Raw genomic sequence first — 24,954 nt, 5'->3', positions numbered from 1 at the left:
AAATATATGGCTTTACAGGATAAGATTGTCAATCAGGCACGGCTGGCAAAAGAGGCTTCCCGGAGCATGAATATGCTTTCGACGATTACCAAAAACAATGCGCTTCTGGCTATGGCCCGTGCCTTGGAGCAGCGCAGCAGCGCCATATTGGAAGCAAATGCCGTAGATTTGGAGGAAGCGCGGAAAAAGGGCATCAAGCGTTCCTTTCTGGACAGGCTGATGCTGGATGAGAGCCGGGTGGCAGGCATGGCGGACGGCCTTCGTCAGGCAGCTGCCCTGCCTGATCCTATCTGGGAGGAGGATTATGCCAATGTCCGTCCTAACGGGCTGGAAATCCGCCGTGTCAGGGTTCCCCTGGGCGTCGTGGGCATGATTTATGAGGCTCGGCCTAATGTAACGGCGGATGCCATCGGCCTTTGCCTGAAATCCGGCAATGCCGTTATCCTGCGGGGCGGTTCCGAGGCGATTATTTCCAACAAAGCAATTGCAGGCATTATGGCGGAGGCAGCCTATCATGCCGGTATCCCTGAGGGCGCCATCCAGCTGATAGAGCAGACGGACAGGGCTGCCGTGGATGTGATGCTGCAGCTGAGGGATTGTATCGATGTGATTATACCTCGGGGCGGTGCCGGCCTGATTCAGAAGGTGGTAACTGACAGCAAGGTGCCTGTTATTGAGACCGGCACAGGCATCTGCCATACCTTCGTGGATGAGTCTGCCGATCTTGATAAGGCATTGAAGATAGCTGTCAATGCCAAGACTTCAAGACCTGCTGTCTGCAATGCCATGGAAACACTTTTGGTGCACGAAAGGGTAGCGGCTGATTTCCTGCCGCTGCTGGTCAAGGCTATGTCCGAGAAGAACTGCGAGCTCCGGGGCTGCCCGAAGTGCCGTGAGCTGGTAGTAGGCATGGGCGAGGCAACGGAGGAGGACTGGGCAACGGAATACGATGACCTGATTCTCTCCGTAAAGGTAGTGGCTGACATTCAGGAGGCTGTGGAGCATATCAACAGGTACAACACCGGCCACTCTGAGACAATTGTGACGGAAAGCCTGGCCAATGCACGGCTGTTCCAGCGCTGCATTGATGCGGCTACGGTGTATGTCAATGCCTCTACCCGCTTCTCTGATGGCTGCGAATTTGGCTTTGGTGCGGAAATCGGCATCAGCACCCAGAAGCTGCATGCACGGGGGCCTATGGGGCTGAAGGCGCTGACCAGCACCAAGTACCTGATTATGGGCGATGGGCAGGTTCGCTAGGCTGCGGGGCTGCTTCCGTACCCTGGGGCAGTATTGGCATACGGCCAAGGGGCGGCACGATATCTGTGATTATGCCAAAGCGGCTGCGATAATGCTGTTTTCAATGGCATCCGCTGCAGCAGCTGTGTTTTTTGAGGAGCTTGGTGTTTTGGTACCGTAGGAATGGGGGGACAGGCATGGCAGTAAAAAAAAGGATAGGCATCTTTGGCGGCACCTTTGATCCCATACATCTGGGGCATCTGATTGTGGCAGAGACTATTATGGATGAATTTTCTTTGGACAGGGTGGTGTTTATTCCTGCGGCAGTGCCGCCTCATAAGCTGGGCAAGGATATTTCCGCCGCCCATCACAGGTACATGATGACCATGCTGGCCATCTGCTCCAATCCCCGTTTTGAGGCATCGGATATGGAAATGCGGCGTACCGGTCCTTCCTACAGCCGTGATACCCTGGCAGAGCTTATCAGGGAGCATGGGGAGGACACGGATTTTTATTTTATCGTGGGAGCTGACTCGGTGGCCAGCCTCCACACCTGGAACAGGATTGAGGAGCTTTTGTCCATGTGCCATTTCGTGGGGGCATCCCGTCCCGGCTGCCTGCCGGATATGGAGGAGATCCGCCGCCGTTTTGGCCGGCTGGCAGAGAAAATTCACTGCCTGGAAACGCCTGAGCTGGAGATTTCCTCCACTGATATCCGGGAAAGGGTGCGCCAGGGGAAGACAGTCCGTTATATTGTTCCTGAAGCGGTGGAACAATATATTTACAAGGAAAGACTGTATTTATAAAAATTAATTTATGTGTTATAATGGCAATGTTGGGAAGGTTTTGTGTATGACTTATGAGGAAATGCAGGCAAAGCTGAAAAGCCGCCTGAAGCCGGGGCGCTATGTGCATTCCCTGGGAGTGGCTGAGACAGCGGTGTTCCTGGCAAAGCGCTTTCAGGCTGATGTAGAGAAGGCGCGTATTGCCGGGCTTTTGCATGACTGCGCCAGGCAGTATCCCAATGAGCAGCTTATCGCGGAGGCTGTGAGGCGCGGCATCAGGATAGGGCAGGTGGAAAGGGCTATGCCCCTTTTGCTGCATGCCTATATCGGTGCCAGCCTGATCCGGGAGGAATATGGCGTAGATGATGAGGAAATTGCCCGGGCGGTTTACCGCCATACTGTAGGCGGCAGCAATATGACCGTGCTGGACAAGATTATCTATTTTGCCGATATGATTGAGCCGGGCAGGGCTTATCCCGAGGTGGAGGAGCTGCGCAGGCTTTCCCGGGAGGCGGAGCTTGACGAAATGGTGCTGGAGGGACTTACCCAGTCCATTATTTTCGTCGCTGCCAAGGGGCATCTCTTGCATCCCGACACCATAGCTGCCAGGAACGATATACTGCTGAAGAAAATTTCTGCTGAGGATTTGGATTGATGCCCATGGAAAGCCAGACAAAACTGAATGTGCAGCGCAAGCGCAAGGTCTTGCGCAAGAAACGCCGGATTAAGTTCTTTCGGGTTTTTGTGTTCCTGATTTTGCTGGGCTGTGCATTGACAGCGGCCGGCTGGGTTTCCATGAAGCTCTACGGCTGGGCAAGCCAGACATATGCCGTCTATGCGGAGATTTATGATGATTACAAGCAGCGGCGTGCCTTGAGGGCGGCCAGTTTTGATCCCCGGTTTGACGGCTACACCAACATACTTTTCGTAGGGTTGGATACAGGCAGGGAGGACACGGGGCAGCAGGCTGACAATCTGTTTTTGCTCAGCTTCCGCCATGAGGACGGTGCCGTGCGCATCATCAGCATTCCCCGCTACACGTTGGCAGAGATACCGGGCATGCCGCAGCCGGAAAGGCTGAATAATGCTTATTATTATGGCGGGCTTCCCCTTTTGGAGCAGACCGTGACAGGCCTTTTGGGGGTGACGGTGCATCATCACGTTGCCATAGACATAGAAGCCTTGAAGGAGCTGGTGGATGTCATGGGCGGCATTGATGTTTATGTGGAGACGCCGATGGATTATGAGGACCCGGAGGGGGATTTGTACATCCATATTCCTAAGGGGTATCAGCACATGGACGGTGATACGGCACAGAAATACCTGCGGTTTTCCAGCGATGAGCTGGGAGCCTACGGGCGCAGCAAGCGCCAGCAGGCTTTTGTCAAGGCTGTTTACCAGCGTGTATTGCAGCCGGATGTGGTGACAAAGCTGCCGCTGCTGCTTGATGTATGGCAGCGCAGGGCTGTCACCACCATAGAGGCCTTTGACTCTGCTCATTTTACAAACCTGTTGCGCAAGCTGTCAGGAACGAAGCCGGAGGTAGTGCTGCTGCCGGGAGGCTTGGATGCAAATGGCTCCTGGGTATGCGACAAGGCCGCAACAGAGGCGAAAATGGCGGAGCTTTTCCCGGCAGAGCCTGAGCCGGAGGAGGACGAAGGATTTTTGGGTATTTTCTGAGTTTTTACTTTTGAAGGAGGAAAGGTATGATAAAAACATCGCTTGATTTGGCAAATATGATTGCCGCTGCGGCTGCCGAGAAGAAGGCGCGCGATATTGTACTGATGAAGATGGTTGATTTGACGCCTGCTACGGATTATTTTGTGGTATGCTCTGCCGGCAGCACTACCCAGGTACGCGCCATTGCTGACAGCATTGAGGAAAAGCTGCAGGAGGACGAGGGTATTGGGTTCATGCACAAGGAAGGCTATCGCGAGGGCGAGTGGGTTCTGATGGATTATGGTGACTGCGTGGCGCATATCTTCCTGCAGGACAGCCGCGAGTATTATTCCCTTGAAACCCTGTGGGGCGATGCAGAGCTGACCGCCTATGAGGATTGACGATGGCTGGAATAAATAATTCATTCAGGGGCGGCCGCAGCAGGGAGAGCCGTTCCCCACGCCTGGAAAAGCCGAGCTTGAAGTATGGGCCAAGCACGGTAGCTGTGCTGAAGGTGGTGCGCCAGTCGGAGATGGGCGCCTTCCTGGATGCGGAGACAGGCAATACCAATGATGATATCCTGCTGCATAAAACCCAGCAGACCGGTGATGTGCACATCGGGGATATGGTGAAGGTTTTCCTGTACCTTGACCCCAAGCACCGCCTGACAGCCAGCATGAGGGTGCCGAAGCTGAAGGAAGGGCAGATTGCCAGGATGCGGGTAATCAATGTCAGCAAGGATGGTGCTTTTCTGGATGTAGGTGCCGAGCGTGGCATCTTCATGCCTTATGCCGGTATGCGGGGCAAGCTGCAGATTGGTGAAGTGGTCTGGGCGAAGCTGTACACGGACAAGTCCGGGCGGCTGGCGGTTACCATGAAGGTGGAGGACGAGATGCGCCGTGCTTCTGTCCGGGCGGAAAATGTCCGGGTGGGGCAGATGGTAAAGGGCTCGGTGTACAATATTACCGACCGGGGTGCCTTCATGCTGACCAAGGAGCGTTATATTGTCTTTATCGCCAACAAGGAAATGGTGGAGAAGCCGCGGGTAGGGCAGGAGCTGGAGGCCCGGGTGACCTATATACGGCCTGATGGCAGGCTGAATGCTTCCCTGAGGGAGGCGAAGGAGAAAGCAAGGATTTCCGATTCGGACAGGGTGCTGATGTTTTTGCAGTCCAATGATGGCAGGATGCCTTATAGCGACAGCAGCAGCCCGGAGCTGATCAAGGGCAAGTTCAAGATCAGCAAGGCAGCCTTCAAGCGTGCCATTGGCCGATTGTACAAGGAAGGACTCATAGAGATGCGCGACGGGTGGACATATTTAAAATAAATAAATAATTCCTAAACTTTTTTATCTGTTTAGCAGGATTTTTGCTATTTGTAACGAATTTACTATATAAGAGAGGCAATTAATGTGGTAAAATAAGTCCAGTCCTTGAAAAGAGGCTGGGGAAAGATAAAAATGGGGGCGATAGAATGGCAGTCGAAGAAAATAAGGGAATATTGCTGGAAACAGGCACAAATGAGTTTGAAATCGTAGAGTTTAGCATTGGTTCCGTAAATTACGGCATAAATGTAGCCAAGGTGCGTGAGGTTATTACCCGCACGCCGGTTACGGAGATGCCTCAGGCACATCCGTATATTGACGGCTTGTTTACCCTGCGCGGCAAGGCTATTCCGCTGGTAAACCTGCCGCGGTGCCTGAATGTCCAGACCATGGATGAGCCGAAGAACATCATTGTAACTGAGATAAACAACTATGATATCGGTTTCCTGGTAGACAGCGTATCCCGCATTCACCGCATTTCCTGGAAGAATATGGAGCCTGCGCCTGAGGTGGGGGATCAGTCCAGGGTTGTAGGTATCGTTAAGATGCAGGAGAAGATTATTCTGCTTCTGGACTTCGAGACGATTATTGCGGAGATTAATCCTGAGATTAACGCGAAGCTGACCACCTTTGACGATGCTACTACCGACATGAAGGCAGAGCGTTCCAACGTGCATGTGCTGTGCGCCGAGGATTCCCCTCTGCTGCGTGAGCTTCTGGTCAATACTCTCCACGAGTCCGGCTACCGCTTTGTCCGTGATTTCAACAACGGCCAGGATGCCTGGAACTACCTGTCCACCAATCTGTCGTCTGACCTGCCGATTGAGGACCAGGTGCGTGTCATTATTTCCGATATTGAGATGCCGCAGATGGACGGTCATCGCCTGCTGAAGCTGGTGAGGAGCGATCCGCGCTTCAATCAGATTCCGTTTATCCTGTTCTCCTCCCTCATCAGCGAGGAAATGCGCAGGAAGGGTGAGTCCCTGGGAGCCAATGGCCAGATTTCCAAGCCGGAAATCAATCAGCTTATCGGCCTGATGGACGAGCTGATTTTTGGCATCAAAAAGTCTGAGGATTAATAATTTGCCGGAGATATGAACTCCGAAAGCAGCGGCAGCGGCGATGCCTTGGTGGCATTGACCGGTGCCGCTGTTGTTTTTTTGATAAATTTTCAAAATATCCTTGACAACTTTGCCAATATCTAATAGAATAGTTCAAGTGAGCCGTGTACAGCCGCTTCCATTAGCCCCGGAGGCAAAGGCACAGCTTGCGACAATTCCAGAAATTTTGATTAATTAATCTAGGGAGGGATATATCGCATGAAGACAACGTTTATGGCTAACGCTCAGAATGTAGAGCGTAAGTGGTATGTTGTAGACGCTGAAGGTCAGACTGTAGGTAGATTGGCCGCTGAAGTAGCAAAAGTTCTTCGCGGTAAACATAAACCAACCTTTACTCCGCATGTTGATACCGGTGATTTCGTTATCGTAATCAACGCAGAGAAGGCTGTATTCACTGGTAAGAAGCTGACGGACAAGATTTATTTCCGTCATTCCGGTTATAATGGTGGCACCACCTTTACTCCGGCTGGTCAGATGATGGACAAGTTCCCAACTCGCGTTATCGAGCATGCTGTTCGCGGTATGCTGCCGAAGAACCGTCTTGGTGAGCAGATGTATAGAAAGCTGAATGTATATGCTGGTTCCGAGCATCCGCATGCTGCACAGCAGCCTGAGGAGCTCAAGCTGAACATTCGCTGATACTTGGTAAGGAGGAACATAAAAAATGGCATTAGTTAGCTACTACGGTACTGGCCGCAGAAAGTCTTCCGTTGCTAGAGTTCGTCTGGTTCCAGGTGAAGGCAAGGTGACCATCAACGGCCGCGCAATGGATGAGTATTTCGGCCTCAAGACTCTTGAGCTGATCGTTAGGCAGCCTTTGGAGCTGACCGAGACTGTTGATAAGTACGATGTAATCGCAGACGTAAAGGGTGGCGGTGCTTCCGGCCAGGCTGGTGCAATCCGTCATGGCATTACTCGTGCTCTGATGGTTCTGGATGGCGAGCTGCGTCCTGCCCTGAAGAAGGCTGGTTTCGTAACCCGTGATCCTCGTGAGAAGGAACGCCGCAAGTACGGCTTGAAGAAAGCCCGTAAGGCTTCCCAGTTCTCTAAGCGTTAATTTCAGATTATTGCTTGTATGTCCCTGCAGGTTTTTCCTGCAGGGACTTTTATATGCTGTGAAACATTGAATCAGTTAAAGGTTATGGAAATATGAGGAAATGTTTTGGAAAAATATTACAAATTTTTATGGCAAAAAAGAGGATTTTGTACATGTAATGTAGAATAACAATAAGTGAAAATTAAGGGAAGGAAAGATTTTTGCTCTGTAAATGCTGCGGGGGCGGCATGAGGAAAATCAATATTAAAACTAGAGGAGTTGATGTTAGTGTGTAGTTCAAAAAAAGTGATGCTGCTGTTTTTGGCACTGCTAATGATGCTGGTCAGCGGCTGTGGAGGCAGCAACGTGGGGAAGGTATCCTATCCGGATGGCAAGATTGCCTGGGCTGCCCATAGTGCCCTTTCAGGTGTGCCGAAGGAATTGCATGACGGAGTGCAGGCAAAGGCAGCAGCAGACGGCATTGAATTTGAGGCTCAGAATGCCGGTGACAATGCCAATTTGCAGCTGGACCAGGTAAACAAGATGGTGGATGATAAGGCAATGGCTATCGTATTGCTTGCCATGAACGGCGATTCCATCATTCCGGCTGTGGAGAGGGCAAATGCAGCCGGGATTCCTGTGATTGCCACCAACCGCGATGTAAATGGCGGCGTGTTTACCAATGTAATCAATGATGAGAAGCAGGCAGGCCAGATTCAGGGTGCTTATATGGCGGCGCATCTGCCTCAGAATGCCAAGGTGGTGTACCTCAGCGGCGATATGTCTATTTCTGCTGCCCAGCTGCGCTGGGAGGGCTTCAAGGAAGCACTTTTGGACAAGCGCCCTGATGTGCAGCTTTTGGCAAAGACAAGTACAGGTGACTGGACTTATGCCAACGGTGTCAAGAATATGACGCTGTGGATGCAGCTGTTCCCACAGATTGACGGTGTAGCCTCCGGCAACGACAACATGGCAATGGGGGCTTTGCAGGCAATGAAGGCTGCCGGCAGGTACAATCCTAGTATGATTTTCTGCGGTATAGATGCCGGTGCTGATGCCCTGGAATCCATTGCCAGCGATGGCGGCATGACCCTGACTGTAAAGCAGGATGCTGACAGCATTGTGGATGCTATCTATGCAGTGATAGGTGAAATCCGCAAGGGCAATGCCCCGGAGCCTGGGGACAAGCTGGTACCTATGGTGGAAATAACCAAGGCTAATGTAGCTAAATACAAGTAAGTAGGCAGAATGGAGTTTTGTATGGAAAATATCAGTGTAAAAATCAAAATACTGGCATTGGCTGTCATTATGCTCATCATTACCTGTCTGGTAGCGGCAGCCGGCCTTTATTCCAATACCAAGTCCAAGCAGGCTGTAGATGATATGTACGAGTCCAATCTGATGGCAACCCAGTATCTTACTCATGCAGACAGCCAGCTTTTGCTCATCAAGGATGATGTGGCTTATGTATTGCAGCAGAATCTGGCGCAGGAGCCGCGCAATGTGCTGCTGACAGATATTGTTGACAAGCTGAAGGGCATTCAGGGGGATGTAAATGCTGTCAAAGAGATTTGCCATGGTGAGAAAATACAGGGCATCATTAACGAGCTGGATGAGCATTTGAATAACACTATTCCGCAGGTGGAGGCAGCCAAGAAGCTGGGCACTTCCCCTGAGGACAAAATTGCCCTTTACAAGGCACTTAACGAGATTGATGATGTGTCACAGCATCTGGGAGAATTGACGCCTGAGAATGTTATGCAGGGCAAGATACTCTTCCAGGCCAGTGATGAGGCCTACAACTTTGCCTTGATGGCATTTGCAGTAATCATTATCTTTGGCCTGATTGTGGGCATTGCAGCTGCGATCATTATTGCCAAGGGCATTGCCGGCCCTCTGCAGGCATCTGTGGAACAGCTTAATGCAGTAGCAGATGGCGATTTGACTCAGACCATTGATAACGACATGCTGAACCGTCAGGATGAGGTCGGCGTCATGGTGCAGGCGCTGCACAGGATGCAGAAGTCTCTGCGGGAGGTGCTGGGCACGGTGCGCCAGGAGGCAGACAACAGTGCCGAGATGGCTGCGGAGGTCTATGAGCTGGTAGGTGCCATGAATGGCAGTGCCCAGGATATGTCTGCCGTTACCGAGGAGATGGCAGCCAGCATGGAGGAGACGGCAGCGTCTACATCCAATATCCAGAGCCTCAGCGACCGCATCAAGGAGCAGGTGGAGGCAAATGCCAAGGAAGCCAGCGATAGTGCGGATTATTCCAACACCATTTCCGATAGGGCAAAGGCTCTCAAGGAGGATGTACAGCAGGCACAGAAGGAAGCCGAGCGCATCTATGCAGGGACCAAGACCTCTTTGGAGCAGGCTATCGAATCTGCCAAGGTGGCAAACAATATTACGGAGCTGACCCAGGCCATCAGCGATATTGCTGACCAGACCAATCTGCTGGCACTGAATGCGGCCATCGAGGCTGCCCGTGCCGGTGAGCATGGCAGAGGCTTTGCGGTAGTTGCTGACGAGGTAAGGAAGCTTGCTGAGCAGTCTCATGATACAGCCGAGGAAATCAAGAACCTGACCGTGAGTGTGACTGATGCGGTGCAGAATCTGTCTGTCAGCGCCCATGGCTTGCTGAAATTCATGGAGGAAAATGTCCACAAGGACTATGAGAAGATTAATCAGACGGCAGAGCAGTACCGTGAGGACGCTGAGTATTTCCACGGTTTTGCCAGCCAGAGCAACGAGTCTGCCCAGGATTTTGCCCAGTCCATCCAGACCATGAACAACAGCATGGAGGAGATTGCCAAGGCAACCCAGGAGGGAGCTATCGGCAACAATACTGTGGCACAGCAGGTAGTCAATGTGGCTGAGAAGGCAAATGAGATTCTCAACAAGGTCAATGTGTCCAAGGAGGGTGCAGACACCCTGAAGAATCAGCTTTCCAAGTTCAAGATTTAAACTAAAATATGCCTGGTTGCTAACTTTTTAGGGCTGTCATTCTTATGGGATGGCAGCCTTTGTGCTAGCCGGGCAAAAAGCAGAATACTCTATATCTTGCATATCAAGCAACAAATATATAAAAAAATGCTAAGATAGATGTAAAAAATCTGCAAGTGAAAATAGTGATAGAGGCATTAGAGTAATAGAGTACTATAGTGACAGGGAGGTTCTATCCATATATACTGGCGAGGTGGTAAAATCTGCATTGAGCCTGATTTGCTGTTCCCCCTGAGGATTGGAGGGCAGGGGGGAGAGGCACAGCTCCCTGAGATTGGCGGCGGCAATATCCATGTACAGCATCCTTTGCAGGGGGCTTAGCCTGTCCGGGTGCTGCATGTCACGGCGGTTCAGGTATTCTGTCACCTTGGTAATAATCGGTAGGCTGGTTTTTTGCCGGATGTCCTTCAGCAGCTGGCGTCCCATATCATCAAATGCCAGTACCCTGATGTACAAAGGGCCGCTAGCTGTCATTTCAGCTATCTTATCCTTGGTGCTGCCCAGCAGCAGGTGCATGAGGGTGCGCTGGATTCTGGTGGCAGGATAGCGCCGGGTGGCAAGTTCTTGAATCAGCGCACTATAAGAGCTGGCACAGTCAGGCTTGCTGGCGGCTTCCTTCAATCTATATTCCATGCCTTCCCCAACTCCATATATGGCGGCTATTTCCTCAGCCGCCAGGGAAAGCAGCTTCCATATCATTAGTGGAAGCTGTTTTTTGCTGTCCGGGTACATGGTGGTATTTTTTATGGCTGACATGGTGGCTTCCGGCACCAGCTGCATCAGCTGCCGGAACTGCCCCTGCCTGGCAAGCCGCCTGAGGGCAGTGCCGCTGGCAAACTCACCTTTTACTGCTGTGTCATTGTGACCGGCACCTGTGCGAGGAAGGGGCAGAGGCCTGATGCCACCATTATTTTTCAGGGCGCGGAGGTATTCAATGGCGAGAATGGTATTGGGCTCCGTGAGCATTTCGGCGTTCAGGCCGGTATTTTCCCCTATCAGCTGGCTGAGGGCGGCACCATAGGAGAGGCCGCCTTTCAGCTTTTGCTGCAGGGCTTCCCTATGGGCTTCCGGCTGAAAATCCGCCGCCAGCTGAAGTTTTTCTATTTCCGGGTAAGCCGTGCCGAAGGCCAGCGTGTCCACAATGCCCAGGCTGTCTAATAGCCTGACGCCGCCTGTGGCAAAGTCCTGGGCACTGCGGCAGGCAAAGGCTGCCGGCAGTTCTATGACGAGATTTGCGCCGTTTTTTACGGCTGCCCCGGCCCGCTGCCACTTGTCCAGCAGGGCAAATTCCCCACGCTGGGTAATGCTGCCGCTGATGCAGGCGATTATGCCGCAGTCATGCTGCTTTTTGATGCAGCCTATCTGATATTTGTGCCCGTTGTGAAAGGGATTGTATTCCGCTATGATGCCTGTTGCCATTGCTTTATATCACCGCCTGAAAAATTTTCGCAGTTTGCCTGCAAGAGCATTATAGCACATATCGGGGATGCGTGGCAGGGAATTGGCGAAGATAAGGGAAGATAAGTTAAGATACCTGACGGGTAAAATTGACTTTTCCTATGCTATGTGCTACAATTTTCTGTGAAAGTGAATATGGCCTTTGAAATTAGTCCTGTGAGGCTGATAAAGGAAGCTGATATTTTGTATTTTTTGTGTGGAAAAAGCGATGGCTTTCTTGTGCCTTTTCGGGTGCAGGAAAGCTTTTTCTTTTTGTAAAAATGAAGATGGTACGGCGGCATTTATCCTGCCGCTTGTGCCATAGACGGAAAAGGAGTGATTGCTTTGGGGAAAAATAGCGTGTCCCTCAGAGGCAAGGATGTCCTGGCGCTGGCCGACTTCTCTGCTGATGAAATCCAGACCATTCTGGAAACTGCCAAGGAAATGAAGAACATCATTCACCGTGATATCAAGAAGGTGCCTGCCCTCAGGGGCAAGTCTGTCGTGACTCTTTTCTATGAGCCAAGTACCAGAACCCGTTCTTCCTTTGAGCTGGCAGGCAAGTACCTGGGTGCCGATGTGGTGAACATCACTGCCGGTACCAGCAGCATCGTCAAGGGCGAGAGCCTGCGTGATACCCTCTATACAGTGGAGGCCATGGGGGTTGATGCCATCATCATGCGCCACAAGGCAGAAGGTGCTGCAGAGTACGCCTCCAAGGTAGTCAGTCCTGTGATTATCAACGCCGGTGACGGTGCCCATGCCCATCCTTCCCAGGGGCTCTTGAACCTCTTTACCATCATGGAGAAGAAGGGGCGTTTTGAGGGCTTGAAGGCTGCCATTCTCGGTGATATCACCCACAGCCGCGTGGCCCGTTCCGATATTCAGGGCATGCGCAAGATGGGCATCGAGGTGCATCTGGCAGGGCCGAAGACCTTGCTGCCGCGTTATCTCTTTGAGGAGGATGGCATCTATGTCCATGACCGCATTGAGGACGCCATTAAAAATGCGGATGTTATTAACGTATTGCGCATCCAGCTGGAACGCCAGAAGGCAGGATTGTTCCCGTCTCCGAGGGAGTATGCCCGCATCTTCGGCATCAACAATGCCCGTCTGGAGCTGGCCAAGAAGGATGTGCTGATTCTCCATCCGGGCCCGATGAACAAGGGACTGGAAATTTCTCCGTTTGTTGCTTATGGTGACAATTCAGCTATTCAGGAGCAGGTGCAGAACGGTGTGGCTGTTCGTATGGCTATTTTGACGCATGCACTGACTGGAGGTAAGGAAGTATGAAGACTTTGATTAAGGGCGGCAGGGTGATTGACCCGGCCAACAAGATAGATAAGATTGCCGATGTGCTGGTGGAGGATGGCAGGATTGCCGCTGTGGGCGAGAACCTTCCTTCTGAGGGCGCAGAGGTTTTTGAGGCAGAGGGCAAGATTGTTTCCCCGGGCCTCATTGATATGCATGTTCATCTCCGGGAGCCAGGCCAGGAGGCCAAGGAGGACTTTGGTTCAGGCTCCCGGGCGGCAGCTGCCGGTGGCTATACCCGGGTTGCCACCATGCCAAATACCAGGCCGGTGATTGATAATTCCGCCTTGGTAAAAGCCATGCAGAAGCGGGCTGAAGAAGATGCCGTGGTGCATGTGGAGATTATCGGTGCCGTTACCAAGGGCCAGCAGGGTGAGGAAATGGCTGAGATGGGGGATATGGTGCAGGCTGGTGCCATTGCCTTCTCCGATGACGGCCATTTTACCAGGTCCGCCAAGGTGCTTCTGAACTGCTATGATTACCTGAGAACCTTTGACAAGGTGATTATCAACCACGAGGAAGAAACTTCCCTGGTGGAGGAAGGGGTAATGAACGAGAGCCATCGCAGTGCCATGCTGGGCATGAAGGGGCGTCCTACTGTGGCGGAGGATATTGCAGTAGCCCGTGATGTGATGCTGGCAGAGTACGCTGATGCCAGGGTGCATGTGGCTCATATCAGCTCAGGCCGCGCTGTGGATATTGTGCGCCAGGCCAAGGCACGGGGCGTCAAGGTAACTGCCGAGGTTACGCCGCAGCACCTGACCATGACGGATGATCTGGTAGAGCTTTTTGACAGCTCCACCAAGATAAATCCGCCCCTCAGGGAGCAGAAGGATGTGGATGCGGTGCTGGCAGGCCTGCTGGATGGCACCATTGACTGCATCGTTACTGACCATTCCCCTCATGCCCAGGAGGAAAAGGACAGGGAGTACATGTACGCCCCGAGCGGCTTCCCTGGACTGGAAACTGCAGTAGGCGTCCTGCTGACTGACCTGGTGCATACTGGCAAGCTGGATATTGCCATGATGATTGAAAAGATGACGGCGGCTCCTGCCCGTATTTTCGGCATCAATGCCGGAAGCCTGGCAGAAGGCATGCCTGCTGATATAACCGTAATTGACCCGGAGCTGGAGTGGACTGTAGACGACAAGAAGTTTTATACCAAGGGCTCCCATTCGCCGTTTGTAGGCCGCAGGCTGAAGGGCAAGGCTGTCATGACCTTTGTGGATGGCAGGCTGGTGATGAAGGACGGGGAAATCCTGGCCTAAGGGGCGCGTAAGGCGCTTTGCTTGACTTCGGGGCAACCCGGAGATATTTCGGAGGTGTAATTTTGAAAGGTAAGCTCATTTTAGAAGACGGCAGCGTTTTCACAGGCAATTTACTGAATAATATCAAGGCTACCGGCGAGGTAGTATTTAATACAGGCATGACTGGCTATCAGGAGATTTTGACGGACCCTTCCTATTGCCGCCAGATTGTCACCCTGACCTTTCCGCTGGTAGGCAACTACGGCGTGGCTGAGAAGTTCATGCAGTCCAGGAAGTCCTTTGTCAACGGCTTCGTCATCGGCGAGCTGTGCGATGAGGGCAGCAACTGGCAGCTGCAGAGCGAGCTGGCGGATTTCCTTACCCGTCAGGGCGTGCCTTGCCTGTACAACGTGGATACCCGTGCCGTTACCCGCAAAATCCGTTCCGTGGGCTGCATGAAGGGCATCATCGTGCCGGAGGATGCTTCCAAGGTGGAGATTGAGGAGCTGTTTGCTGTGCCAATCAAGAAGGAAGTGGTGCAGGAGGTTACTACGCCTGAGATTTACAAGATGGAAAATGACGGCCCTGACGTGGTGGTAATGGATTTCGGCATCAAGCAGAACATCCTCAATTCCCTCCACAACCTGGGCTGCAACCTGACGATTGTGCCTGCCCATACCTCTGCGGAGGAAGTGCTGGCCATGAATCCTGACGGCATTTTCCTGTCCAACGGCCCTGGCGACCCGAAGGACGTGCCGGAGGTCATTGAGGAAGTGAAGAAGCTGATTGGCAAAAAGCCGATGTTCGGCATCTGCCTTGGCCACCAGCTGATTTCTTTGGCCATGGGTGCCGACACCTACAAGCTTAAATTCGGCCACCGCGGTTCCAACCAGCCGGTGAAGAACCTTTTGAACGGCCGCGTGCATATTTCCTCCCAGAATCACGGCTATGCCGTGGATGAGGCATCCCTCAAGGATTTGCCGCTGGAGGTTACCCATATCAATGTGAATGATGGCACTGTAGAGGGCTTGCGCCACAAGACCCTGCCGCTGTTCTGCGTGCAGTATCATCCAGAGGCTTCTCCGGGACCTGATGACAACATGTATCTGTTTGACCAGTTCTGGACTATGCTCACAGGCGAGAATAAGGGGGAGTAATCTGTGCCAAAGAAGGAAAATATTAAGAAAGTTATCGTTATCGGCTCCGGCCCTATCATCATCGGCCAGGCGGCTGAGTTTGACTATGCAGGTTCCCAGGCTTGCCGTGCCCTGAAGGAGGAGGGGCTGGAGGTTGTGCTGGTCAACAGCAACCCTGCCACCATCATGACTGATACCCACATGGCTGACCGGGTGTACATCGAGCCATTGACGGTGGAGTTCATGGAGGAAATCATCAGCAAGGAGCGTCCTGACGGCCTTTTGGCTACATTAGGAGGTCAGGCCGGCCTCAACCTGGCAGTAAAGCTGTCGGAGCAGGGCATCCTTGAGAAATACAATGTGGAGCTTTTGGGCACTTCCCTGGAGGCTATTGAGCGGGCCGAGGACCGTGAGCTGTTCAAGGAAACCATGAACAAGCTGGGTGAGCCTATTCCTGAGTCCACCATCGTTGAGGATGTGGCATCTGCTGTGGCTTTTGCTAACGAAATCGGCTATCCATTGATTGTGCGCCCTGCCTATACCATGGGCGGCACCGGCGGCGGTATTGCCGAGAGCGAGGACGAGCTGATTGATATCGTCATCAAGGGCCTGAAGTATTCCATGATCGGCCAGGTGCTGATTGAGCGCAGCGTGGCAGGCTGGAAGGAAATCGAGTACGAGGTAATGCGTGACGGCAACGACAACTGCATTACTGTCTGCAACATGGAGAACTTTGACCCGGTGGGTGTCCATACCGGCGATTCCATCGTTGTGGCTCCGTCCCAGACCTTGACTGACCATGAGTATCAGATGCTCCGCAGTGCTTCCATCCGCATTATCCGCGAGCTGGGCATCGAGGGCGGCTGCAATGCCCAGTATGCCTTGGACCCGAATAGCAACAAGTATTATGTTATCGAAGTAAATCCTCGTGTAAGCCGTTCCTCCGCCCTTGCTTCCAAGGCTACCGGCTATCCGATTGCCAAGGTTTCCGCCAAGATAGCCATTGGCTACAGCCTGGACGAGATTACCAATGCCGTTACCCAGAAGACCAAGGCCTGCTTCGAGCCTGCCCTGGACTACTGCGTGGTGAAGTTCCCGCGCTGGCCGTTTGACAAGTTCGTCTATGCGGACAAGACCCTGGGCACTCAGATGAAGGCTACCGGCGAGGTTATGTCCATTGACAGAAACTTCGAGGGTGCTATCCTGAAGGCAGTCCGTTCCCTGGAAATCGGCGTGCACCGCCTCCACATGAAGAAGATGGACAAGTGGGACGATGAGAAGGTAATGAAGCACCTGACCCGCTGCAACGATGAGCGTATTTTCGTGATTGCCGAGGCACTGCGCCGGGGTATTGCGGATATTGATAAAATCCATGAAGTTACCAGGATTGATAAGTGGTTCCTGCGGAAGATCAGCCGCATTACCGCTGTGGAGAATGAGCTGAAGGAGGGCGTTATCACCCCGAGCCTGATGCTCCGCGCCAAGGATGTGGGACTGGCTGACCGCTCTATTGCGGAGATTGCCGGCAAGACTGCTGATGAGGTTCGCACCATGAGAAAGACCATGAACATCCTGCCTTGCTACAAGATGGTTGATACCTGCGCGGCAGAGTTCGAAGCGGCAACCCCTTATTATTACTCCACCTTCCATGCCCAGGAGGATGAGGTTGATACCACCAGCAAGAAGCGCAAGGTGATGGTACTGGGTTCCGGCCCTATCCGCATCGGCCAGGGCGTGGAGTTTGACTATTGCTCCGTGCATTCCGTGTGGGCACTGCGCCAGATGGGCATTGAGGCGATTATCGTCAACAACAACCCTGAGACTGTTTCCACTGACTTTGATATTTCTGACAGGCTGTACTTTGAGCCGCTGACTGCCGAGGATGTGCTGAACATCATTGACAAGGAGAAGCCGGAGGGCGTCATCGTCCAGTTTGGCGGACAGACTGCCATCAACCTGGCAGAGGCTCTTTCCAAGGCTGGCGTGAAGGTGTTCGGCACTTCTGTGGACGATATCGACCGTGCCGAGGACAGGGAGCGTTTTGATGAGGTGCTGACCCAGGCCAATATTCCGCGTCCTAGGGGCATTTCCGTTACCAATCAGGAGGATGCCATTGCCGGGGCTGCTGATATCGGCTATCCTGTTATGGTGCGCCCTTCCTATGTACTGGGCGGCCGTGCCATGGAAATCGTTTACAATGAAGATGAGCTGCGTGACTACATGGGCCGTGCCGTGCAGGTTACGCCGGAGCATCCTGTGCTGGTTGACCGCTACATGCAGGGTACAGAGGTGGAGGTTGACGCCATCTCTGACGGCATTGATGTGGTGATTCCGGGTATCATGGAGCACGTTGAGCGTGCCGGTGTTCATTCTGGCGACTCTATTGCTGTATATCCGCCGCAGACTCTTTCTTCCAAGATTATCTACACCATCATTGACTATACCAAGCGTTTGGCCGTGGGGCTCCATGTCAAGGGCCTTATGAACATCCAGTATGTTGTGGCTAATGATGAGGTTTACGTTATCGAGGTAAATCCTCGTTCCTCCCGTACTGTGCCGTTCCTCAGCAAGGTAACTGATGTGCAGATGGTGGATGTGGCTACCCAGGTGGCACTGGGGGCTTCCCTGAAGGAGCTGGGCTACAAGTCCGGGCTGGTTACGCCGAAGCCTTATGTGGCTGTCAAGGCACCGGTATTCTCCTTCAACAAGATGGCTGACGTGGATATTTCCCTTGGCCCTGAGATGAAGTCCACCGGCGAGGTTATGGGCATCGACTATCATTATGCCCGTGCTTTGTACAAGGCTATCACCGGTGCCGGCATGAACATTCCTCTGAATGGCTGCATCCTCTTTACCGTAGCTAACAAGGACAAGGAGGAAATGAAGCAGTTGGCCAAGGCCTTCTCCGAGCTGGGCTTCAAGCTGGTGGCTACCTCCGGCAGTGCCAAGGCTATTCAGGAGATGGGCATTGATGCTGAGGTTGTAGGCAAGATGCATGAGCGCAGTGCCGACATTATCCAGCTGATTAAGAAGGGCAGCATTCACATGGTAATCAACACCATGACTCAGAATCAGGGCAAAAACGTGGCACATGACGGCTTCAAGATTCGCCGTGCTACCGTTGAGCATGCCATCCCTTGCCTCACATCCCTGGATACGGCATGGGAGGTTCTCAGGGTTCTGTCCTTTATGCGTGAACGCCGTCTTGTTTACAGCCTGGCTATTCAGGACTATGTAGGCGGCGGTGACGATTTGGCATAAGTAGAAGCGCAAGCGTATGCGTATGTTTATGTGTATGGTTATGCGTATGCGTGTGTTTATGCGCGTATTTATGCGCGTATTTATGTTTATGCGTGAGATGTGGAGGATTTTATGGCTGATAATCGTTTGATTGTAGCTTTGGATTTTCATAAATTTGATGATGTAAAGGCTCTGGTGGAAAAGCTGGGTGACAGCGTGAGCTTTTACAAGGTGGGCATGGAGCTGTTTTACAGCGAAGGTGCTCAGACTGTGGCATATCTGAAGGAGCAGGGTAAGCAGGTTTTCCTTGATTTGAAGCTTCATGATATTCCCAATACGGCTGCGGAAGGTCTGTGCTCCCTGATGTTTCAGGGAGCTGACATCCTGAATGTCCATGCCAGCGGCGGCTATACCATGATGAAGACTGCGGCTGACCGCCTGCACAAGCTGGCGGAGGAGCAGGGGGTGGCATGTCCGAAGCTGATTGCGGTCACTATCCTGACCAGCATCAACGAGGAAGACTGGGCAGGCCTTGGCATGCAGTGCAGCATCCGTGAGCAGGTGGTACGGCTGGCAAAGCTGGCCAAGTCTGCCGGGCTGGATGGCGTGGTGGCTTCCCCGAAGGAGGCTTCCGCCATTCGTGAGGCCTGCGGTGATGGCTTTATGATTGTGACGCCGGGGGTGCGTCCTGCCGGTGCCAGCGTAGATGACCAGAGCCGGATTGCCACTCCGGCAGCTGCCCTGCAGAACGGCTCTACCCATCTGGTAGTGGGACGCCCGATTCGCGCCGCCGCTAATCCAAAGGAAGCGGCTGAGAAGATTATTGCAGAAATGGAGAGTGTAAAGTAATGAGCGATGCTATGACTGAAAAGGAAGTAGAGGACCTGCTGATTGAGACCAGTGCTATTATGGAGGGGCATTTCCTTTTGACCTCCGGCCTGCACAGCCCTCGTTATGTGGAGAAGTTCAATGTACTGCAGAAGCCTGTTTACACTGAAAAGCTGTGCCGTGCCATGGCAGAGAAGTTCAAGGATGCCAACATCGAGACTGTTGTAGGCCCTGTAACCGGCGGCATCCTGCTGGCCCATGAAACCGGCAAGGCCCTGGGCACCCGTGCCATCTTCACTGAGCGTGAGAATGGCAAGATGACCTTCCGCCGCGGCTTCACCCTCCATGAAGGTGAGCGTGTGCTGATTGTGGAGGACATCGTGACCACCGGTGGCTCCATCCGCGAGGTAATCGATGTAGTCAAGGAGCATGGCGGCATCCCTGTGGCTGTCAGCATGCTGGTTGACCGCAGCGGCGGCAAGGCCACCTTTGGTGATGTGCCTAGCACCGCATTGCTGCACATGGATGTACAGACCTACCAGCCGGATGAGTGCCCTCTGTGCAAGCAGGGGATCCCAATGACCAAGAGGGGCAGGACCGGCAAGTAAAAGGTATAACTTTGAGAGGATAAAATAAAGCTGGCAGTGGAGTGTTTGCTCTGCTGCCAGCTTTTTATTACATAGATTTATAGTGAACTGCGTGGTTGCTTTATTGAAAAAAATCTGTATTAAGCAGGAATTTATGTTTTGATGTAGAATATAATTATTTGTAAGGCAAGTATTCAAAAGTAAAATATGTACGGTAATATGGTGATAGCTATGGATAAAGTCAAATATAATGTGATAATGGCTGGTTTGCTGCATGACACGGGCAAGCTGATTTTGCGCTCAGAGCCCCAGCGAAAAAATCACTCCCAGGCAGGAGCGGAATTTTTGGCAAGGTATATCAGTGATACGCCGGAGATTTTGCGAGCGGTGAAGTATCATCATGCCTCGGAGCTGAAGCAGGCAAAGCTGGCTGCTGATGATATAAGCTATATCGTCTATGAGGCGGACAATATTGCTTCCAGCACAGATAGGCGTCCTAATGAAAGCGGTGAATCGGGCTTCAATGCCAAGGCACCTTTGGAGTCAGTGTTTAATGTATTCGGAAGAAAAAATGACGAAGGAAAAAAAGGGGATAAAATAGAAATAGGCAGTAAGCCGGAAGCAAATGGCGAAGCAGAAAATAGCAGTGCCGGGGAAAAGACAGGCTTTCAGTTGCTGGGGCTGATGGAGCGCAGGGACAGGGTGGCATATCCAGCCCCTGTCAGCAGCTTGCAGTCAACGGCAGAGGGGTATGCTTCCCTCCGGCAGTACCTGGAGAAGAATTTCGTGGAGTGCCCCCCTGACAGAATGTCTCCTAATGAGCTACTGCAGGTCTGGGAAGCAATCGGCAGCTATATACCTGCCAGCACAGCCAGGGGAGAGGTGGCAGATATATCCCTGTATGACCATCAGAAGCTGACGGCTGCCATCGGTGCCTGCATGTATGATTATTTCCAGATGCAGGAGATTGAGGATTACAGGGAGTATTGCTTCACCGGGACAAGGCAGCAGGCATTTCGGCAGGAACCTGTGTATCTTCTGGTGGGAGCGGATTTGTCAGGCATTCAGAATTTCCTTTACACTATCCCCTCCAAGGGCGCATTGAAAAGCTTGCGTGGCAGGTCATTTTATCTGGAATTGCTGCTGGAAAATGTTGCGGATGAGATATTGAAAATATTGGAGCTGAGCCGTTGCAACCTGCTGTACTCCGGGGGCGGCGGTTTTTATCTGCTGCTGCCGAATACTTCAAGGACGCTGGATGTGCTGGGGGAAGTCAATAAGGCTGTGAATAACTGGCTGCTGAAGTATTTTGGCAGCAGGCTGTATCTGGCTATGGGCTGGGCGGAGTGCTCTGCGGCTGATTTTAAAATAGGGACAAGCGACCAAAATCTTTTAGGTGGCAAATACTATCAGGTACGAAGCCAGATAGCAGGAGAAAAGCATGCCAGGTATAACATTGAGCAACTCTCTCAGCTGTTCAATCCTCACAGTGTCCTGAACAGGACGAAGGACGGCACACGGGAATGTAGTATCTGCCATACTTCCTCTGCTGAGCTGGTGAAATATGATGCCGCTGCGGACTCAGATACCTGGGCGTGCAAGACATGCCGAAATCTCCGGGGACTGGGCGAAAAGCTGTTGAAGCACAATTTGCTTGTGGTGACGGATACATTGCTTGACGGGGCGGAGGCATATTCATTGCCTGTTCCGTCAGTAAGCGGGGAGAAATATATTACATCCCTTGGTCATGATAAGCTGGAGGATGCCAGGGAACATATCAGGCGTGTCTATTGCAAAAATGAAATGAATACTGGCAATAAAATGGCCACAAGGCTGTGGATGGGGGATTATGTAACGCGCTCTGAATACAATAATACTATGGAGCTGGAAGAACTGGCTGGCCTTGCCGGTGGCAGCAGTGATAAGGCAGGTATCAAGCGGCTTGGCGTGATGCGGGCGGATGTGGATAATCTCGGTGCAGCTTTTATGGCTGGCTTTCCTGGGCAATATGCTACCCTGGGGCGCAGTGCAGCACTATCAAGGCAATTGTCATTGTTCTTTAAGATGTATGTAAATACTCTTTGTGCAGGAGAAGTAAACGGCCTGCAGGAAATGCAGCACAGCAGGTTTTCCCTGTTTGGCGCAGCCAAGGACAAAGCTCGCAAGGTGCATATTGTATACTCCGGCGGTGATGATATGTTTATTGTGGGGGCATGGGATGAGCTGATTGAGCTGGCAGTGGATATCCGCAGGGCTTTTGCTCGCTTTACCAATGGCAAATTGACATTTTCTGCCGGTATAGGCCTTTTTGACAGCAAGTGCCCTATGGCGGAAATGGCAAGGCAATCGGGAGCCCTGGAAAGTGCAGCCAAATCCCTGCCGGAAAAGGACGGTATTGCCCTGTTTGGCGTGCCTGATAGTGAAAGCAACAAGAATTATGAGGTGGCTGTATACAAATGGCAGGATTTTACGGAAAAGGTCTGTGGCGAAAAGCTGGCATTTTGCAGGCAGTATCTTGGTTATCCCGGCAATGAGGCTCCTGAACGGCTGACGGCAGGCAAAAGCCTTTTGTATCGCCTGATGGAGCTTTTGATTGATACGAAAGGAAAAATCAATCTGGCTCGCTTTGCTTATGCTATTGCCAGGCTGGAGCCGAAGGAAAATAGCTTATCCTATAGCAGCTATCAGAAGGTCAGAAAGCAGTTTTACCAGTGGTATAAGCAGGAAGATGACAGAAAGCAGCTGATAACGGCATTGGAGCTGATTATCTACAGCATACGCGAGAAAGGGGAATGATGGCATGGAGCAGGTTAAAAAAATCAGCATAGTTGAGAAAGCAGAGAAAGTTATAAAAGGCTTGATTGAGAAGGATAGAAATGGCAAGGAGGTTATCAGGCTGAAAACCAATCAAATCCGCAAGTTCCTTACAGCAGTAAATATTTTGGCGAATAAGGTAGCTATTTACAAGGCGGAGCATCCGGGGACAAAGGAAATGTCTGAAAAATTGGAAGCAGAGGTGCAGTATCTGCAGGTCAAGCTTGTGTATCAGGTAGGCAGGGAAAAGAAGGATATTAAGCCTCAGTTTCAGCCAGGCCCGGTTGAAAAGTTTGTCAATAATGCACGATTGCTGGAAGCAGTTAAAAGTGTCGGCAATAATATAGGCAAATTTGAGAATTTTAACAGGTATATGGAAGCATTGGTTGCTTATCACAAATTCTATGGAGGTAAGGACGCATGAGTGAGAAAGAAAATAAAATCAGGTCATTAAAAGGCAAGTTAAAGATAAATGCTATTCTCAGGCTGGAAACAGGCCTGCATATTGGTGGAGCTAGCGATTTTGCACCTATTGGCGCAGTAGACAGCCCTTTCATCCGTGATCCTTACACAAAGCAGCCGATTATCCCTGGCAGCTCCCTCAAGGGAAAGGTCAGAACGCTTTTGGCTCGCAGCCTGTCTGATACGCCGTGGCTGAATGGCATAGATGAAGACAAGGAAGTCATAAAGGTTTTGTTTGGTACAGCAGGCAGGAATGGGGCAATTGCCTCAAGATTGCAGTTTTCTGATATACGTCTTACAGAGGAAAGCCTGGCAAGGCTTAGAGCCATGGATTTGGATACTTATATCGGTGAGGTAAAATTTGAGAATGCTATCAACAGGATTACGGCAGTGGCTAATCCACGTCAGATTGAGCGTGTGCCAGCCGGGGCAGAGTTCGCTTTTTCTGTCACTTACAATGTGGAGGGGATGGAAGAAGTGGCTGCGGATATGCAGCTTTTGGCAGATGGGCTGAAGCTGTTGCAGATGGATTATCTGGGCGGACATGGCTCCCGTGGCTATGGTCGTGTTTCCTTCAGGGATTTTGAGCTGTCATTCTTCTCGCTGAATGAGGAATATATACAGGAATTTGCCAGCACTCAGCCGGAGCTTGAGGCGATTTTGAAGGGATGCTGCCTGATATGAGTTATTTTTTGTATCAATTAAGCTTTGATGGGCCGGTGCATTTTGGCGATACATCCCTGGGCGGCGGACTGGAAAAGGCTGGCTGGGCATATACCTCAGATACATTATTTAGCAGCATCTGTACCGAATTGGCAGGGCAGGGTGAGTACAAGATGCTAGATGATTTTGTCAATCTGGCTCTTGAGGGAAAGATTTTGCTATCTGATTTGTTTCCTTATCAGCTGGCTGATGGCGATGAGCCGCAATTGTTTTTGCCTGTGCCATTTATTTATTTGGAAAATAACAGAAAGCATGTCAGCCTTACATTGGAAGAAGCAAAAATTCTGTCAGCCAGGCGCAAAAAAAGCAAGAAGCAGCTTTATTGCCGCGTGTCTGAGCTGCAGCCTTATTGTGACAGCTTACGGGCAGGCATGCAGTATGAGCCTGCTGCTGTAATAGAGCTGGGCAATGAGTTTATTACCACAAAAGTGAATTGCCGTGGTGAACAGCCCTTGCCGTATTTTGTCAAGGGAAATGTTTTCCAGCCTGGTGTTGGTTTGTATATTATTGCCAGACTGCCTGACGATTTTGGTGAAATGTTTCAAAATATATTGTGCTCTTTGGGGCTGTCCGGGATTGGTGGCAAGCGCAGCAGCGGCTTTGGCAGGTTTCATTTGCAGGATGATGGGCTGGTCTTGGAGGATGCCTATGACTGGTATGTTGATACAAAGGCATTGCATACCATGCTGACAGGTGAGCACAAACGTTATATGTGCATATCTTCTGTACTTCCGGCAGCTGATGAGCTGGAGGCTGCCAAGGCTGGTATGTATAAGCTGAGAAAATCCAGCGGATTTTCTGAGGGCGTGAAGCGTGACAGTGTATATATGCTGGAAGCAGGTTCCTGCTTTGACCGCAGGCTGCAGGGGCAGCTGGTGAATCTGGGAGAACAAGCAGGGCACCCAGTCTGGCGGTATGGCAGAGGATTATATGTTGGGCTGGATATATGAGGTACATTGCATGTGACTAAATACATGCAATTGAAATATGCGATTAACT

General features: G+C 51.7%; 23 protein-coding genes. 22 read left to right on the top strand and 1 reads right to left on the bottom strand.

Features of this window, described 5'->3' with window-relative positions; translation table 11 throughout:
- Positions 1-6: 6 nt before the first annotated feature.
- The 12 genes from FYJ84_RS01820 (at position 7) to FYJ84_RS01770 (ending at position 10,131) form a co-directional block, all read left to right on the top strand.
- Entirely contained in the window at positions 7-1,260 is a 1,254-nt protein-coding gene (locus FYJ84_RS01820; RefSeq protein ID WP_154405542.1) for a glutamate-5-semialdehyde dehydrogenase, read from the top strand.
- Positions 1,244-1,420 (top strand): hypothetical protein, encoded by a 177-nt coding sequence (locus FYJ84_RS14420; RefSeq protein WP_205764049.1) that lies wholly within the window; start codon positions 1,244-1,246, stop codon positions 1,418-1,420. Before FYJ84_RS01820 ends, FYJ84_RS14420 begins: the two co-directional genes overlap by 17 nt.
- A 16-nt stretch (positions 1,421-1,436) precedes the next feature.
- Positions 1,437-2,045, top strand: a complete 609-nt coding sequence (nadD, locus tag FYJ84_RS01815; protein ID WP_154405540.1) for a nicotinate-nucleotide adenylyltransferase — start codon at positions 1,437-1,439, stop codon at positions 2,043-2,045.
- A 46-nt stretch (positions 2,046-2,091) separates the two neighbouring features.
- The gene (gene yqeK / locus FYJ84_RS01810) at positions 2,092-2,679 is read left to right on the top strand and encodes a bis(5'-nucleosyl)-tetraphosphatase (symmetrical) YqeK (protein ID WP_154405538.1); all 588 of its coding nucleotides are present in this window, start codon (positions 2,092-2,094) and stop codon (positions 2,677-2,679) included.
- Positions 2,679-3,704 carry an LCP family protein gene (locus tag FYJ84_RS01805; RefSeq protein ID WP_154405536.1) on the top strand — a complete coding sequence of 342 codons (1,026 nt, stop codon included), beginning with the start codon at positions 2,679-2,681 and terminating at the stop codon, positions 3,702-3,704. The genes yqeK and FYJ84_RS01805 overlap by 1 nt, the downstream gene beginning before the upstream one ends.
- 26 nt (positions 3,705-3,730) lie before the next feature.
- Positions 3,731-4,084 carry a ribosome silencing factor gene (rsfS, locus tag FYJ84_RS01800; RefSeq protein ID WP_235901304.1) on the top strand — a complete coding sequence of 118 codons (354 nt, stop codon included), beginning with the start codon at positions 3,731-3,733 and terminating at the stop codon, positions 4,082-4,084.
- 2 nt (positions 4,085-4,086) lie between these two features.
- The gene (locus tag FYJ84_RS01795) at positions 4,087-5,010 is read left to right on the top strand and encodes a CvfB family protein (protein ID WP_154405534.1); all 924 of its coding nucleotides are present in this window, start codon (positions 4,087-4,089) and stop codon (positions 5,008-5,010) included.
- Positions 5,011-5,156: 146 nt separating this feature from the next.
- Entirely contained in the window at positions 5,157-6,086 is a 930-nt protein-coding gene (locus FYJ84_RS01790) for a chemotaxis protein (protein ID WP_154405532.1), read from the top strand.
- Positions 6,087-6,326: 240 nt separating this feature from the next.
- Positions 6,327-6,767, top strand: a complete 441-nt coding sequence (gene rplM, locus FYJ84_RS01785; protein WP_154405530.1) for a 50S ribosomal protein L13 — start codon at positions 6,327-6,329, stop codon at positions 6,765-6,767.
- Between the two features lie 25 nt (positions 6,768-6,792).
- Entirely contained in the window at positions 6,793-7,185 is a 393-nt protein-coding gene (gene rpsI, locus FYJ84_RS01780) for a 30S ribosomal protein S9 (RefSeq protein ID WP_154405528.1), read from the top strand.
- Between the two features lie 267 nt (positions 7,186-7,452).
- A complete protein-coding gene (locus FYJ84_RS01775; RefSeq protein WP_328596306.1) occupies positions 7,453-8,403 on the top strand; it encodes a sugar ABC transporter substrate-binding protein in 951 nt (316 codons plus the stop codon).
- A gap of 21 nt (positions 8,404-8,424) precedes the next feature.
- The gene (locus FYJ84_RS01770; RefSeq protein ID WP_154405526.1) at positions 8,425-10,131 is read left to right on the top strand and encodes a methyl-accepting chemotaxis protein; all 1,707 of its coding nucleotides are present in this window, start codon (positions 8,425-8,427) and stop codon (positions 10,129-10,131) included.
- A gap of 192 nt (positions 10,132-10,323) precedes the next feature.
- On the opposite strand, the gene FYJ84_RS01765 is transcribed toward FYJ84_RS01770, so the two are convergent.
- Positions 10,324-11,589 (bottom strand): tRNA(Met) cytidine acetate ligase, encoded by a 1,266-nt coding sequence (locus FYJ84_RS01765; RefSeq protein WP_154405524.1) that lies wholly within the window; start codon positions 11,587-11,589, stop codon positions 10,324-10,326.
- A gap of 363 nt (positions 11,590-11,952) precedes the next feature.
- Here FYJ84_RS01765 and FYJ84_RS01760 point away from each other — a divergent pair, with 363 nt between their 5' ends.
- The 10 genes from FYJ84_RS01760 (at position 11,953) to csm4 (ending at position 24,905) form a co-directional block, all read left to right on the top strand.
- Positions 11,953-12,900 (top strand): aspartate carbamoyltransferase catalytic subunit, encoded by a 948-nt coding sequence (locus tag FYJ84_RS01760; RefSeq protein ID WP_154405522.1) that lies wholly within the window; start codon positions 11,953-11,955, stop codon positions 12,898-12,900.
- Entirely contained in the window at positions 12,897-14,186 is a 1,290-nt protein-coding gene (locus tag FYJ84_RS01755) for a dihydroorotase (RefSeq protein WP_154405520.1), read from the top strand. The genes FYJ84_RS01760 and FYJ84_RS01755 overlap by 4 nt, the downstream gene beginning before the upstream one ends.
- Before the next feature lie 62 nt (positions 14,187-14,248).
- Positions 14,249-15,322 carry a glutamine-hydrolyzing carbamoyl-phosphate synthase small subunit gene (gene carA, locus FYJ84_RS01750; protein ID WP_154405518.1) on the top strand — a complete coding sequence of 358 codons (1,074 nt, stop codon included), beginning with the start codon at positions 14,249-14,251 and terminating at the stop codon, positions 15,320-15,322.
- 3 nt (positions 15,323-15,325) lie between these two features.
- On the top strand, positions 15,326-18,562 hold the full coding sequence (gene carB, locus FYJ84_RS01745) for a carbamoyl-phosphate synthase large subunit (protein ID WP_328596305.1): 3,237 nt from the start codon (positions 15,326-15,328) through the stop codon (positions 18,560-18,562).
- 111 nt (positions 18,563-18,673) lie between these two features.
- Positions 18,674-19,390, top strand: a complete 717-nt coding sequence (gene pyrF, locus FYJ84_RS01740) for an orotidine-5'-phosphate decarboxylase (RefSeq protein WP_154405516.1) — start codon at positions 18,674-18,676, stop codon at positions 19,388-19,390.
- Between the two features lie 11 nt (positions 19,391-19,401).
- Positions 19,402-19,977, top strand: a complete 576-nt coding sequence (pyrE, locus tag FYJ84_RS01735) for an orotate phosphoribosyltransferase (protein WP_154405581.1) — start codon at positions 19,402-19,404, stop codon at positions 19,975-19,977.
- A gap of 210 nt (positions 19,978-20,187) precedes the next feature.
- A complete protein-coding gene (gene cas10 / locus FYJ84_RS01730; RefSeq protein WP_154405514.1) occupies positions 20,188-22,752 on the top strand; it encodes a type III-A CRISPR-associated protein Cas10/Csm1 in 2,565 nt (854 codons plus the stop codon).
- A 4-nt stretch (positions 22,753-22,756) separates the two neighbouring features.
- The gene (gene csm2, locus FYJ84_RS01725; RefSeq protein ID WP_154405511.1) at positions 22,757-23,194 is read left to right on the top strand and encodes a type III-A CRISPR-associated protein Csm2; all 438 of its coding nucleotides are present in this window, start codon (positions 22,757-22,759) and stop codon (positions 23,192-23,194) included.
- Positions 23,191-23,916 carry a type III-A CRISPR-associated RAMP protein Csm3 gene (csm3, locus tag FYJ84_RS01720; protein WP_154405507.1) on the top strand — a complete coding sequence of 242 codons (726 nt, stop codon included), beginning with the start codon at positions 23,191-23,193 and terminating at the stop codon, positions 23,914-23,916. The genes csm2 and csm3 overlap by 4 nt, the downstream gene beginning before the upstream one ends.
- Positions 23,913-24,905 carry a type III-A CRISPR-associated RAMP protein Csm4 gene (csm4, locus tag FYJ84_RS01715; RefSeq protein WP_154405505.1) on the top strand — a complete coding sequence of 331 codons (993 nt, stop codon included), beginning with the start codon at positions 23,913-23,915 and terminating at the stop codon, positions 24,903-24,905. The genes csm3 and csm4 overlap by 4 nt, the downstream gene beginning before the upstream one ends.
- Positions 24,906-24,954 lie beyond the last annotated feature (49 nt).

Source organism: Anaerovibrio slackiae (assembly GCF_009695585.1).
GTDB lineage: Bacteria > Bacillota > Negativicutes > Selenomonadales > Selenomonadaceae > Anaerovibrio > Anaerovibrio slackiae.
This window is presented reverse-complemented; position numbering and strand designations above follow the sequence as displayed.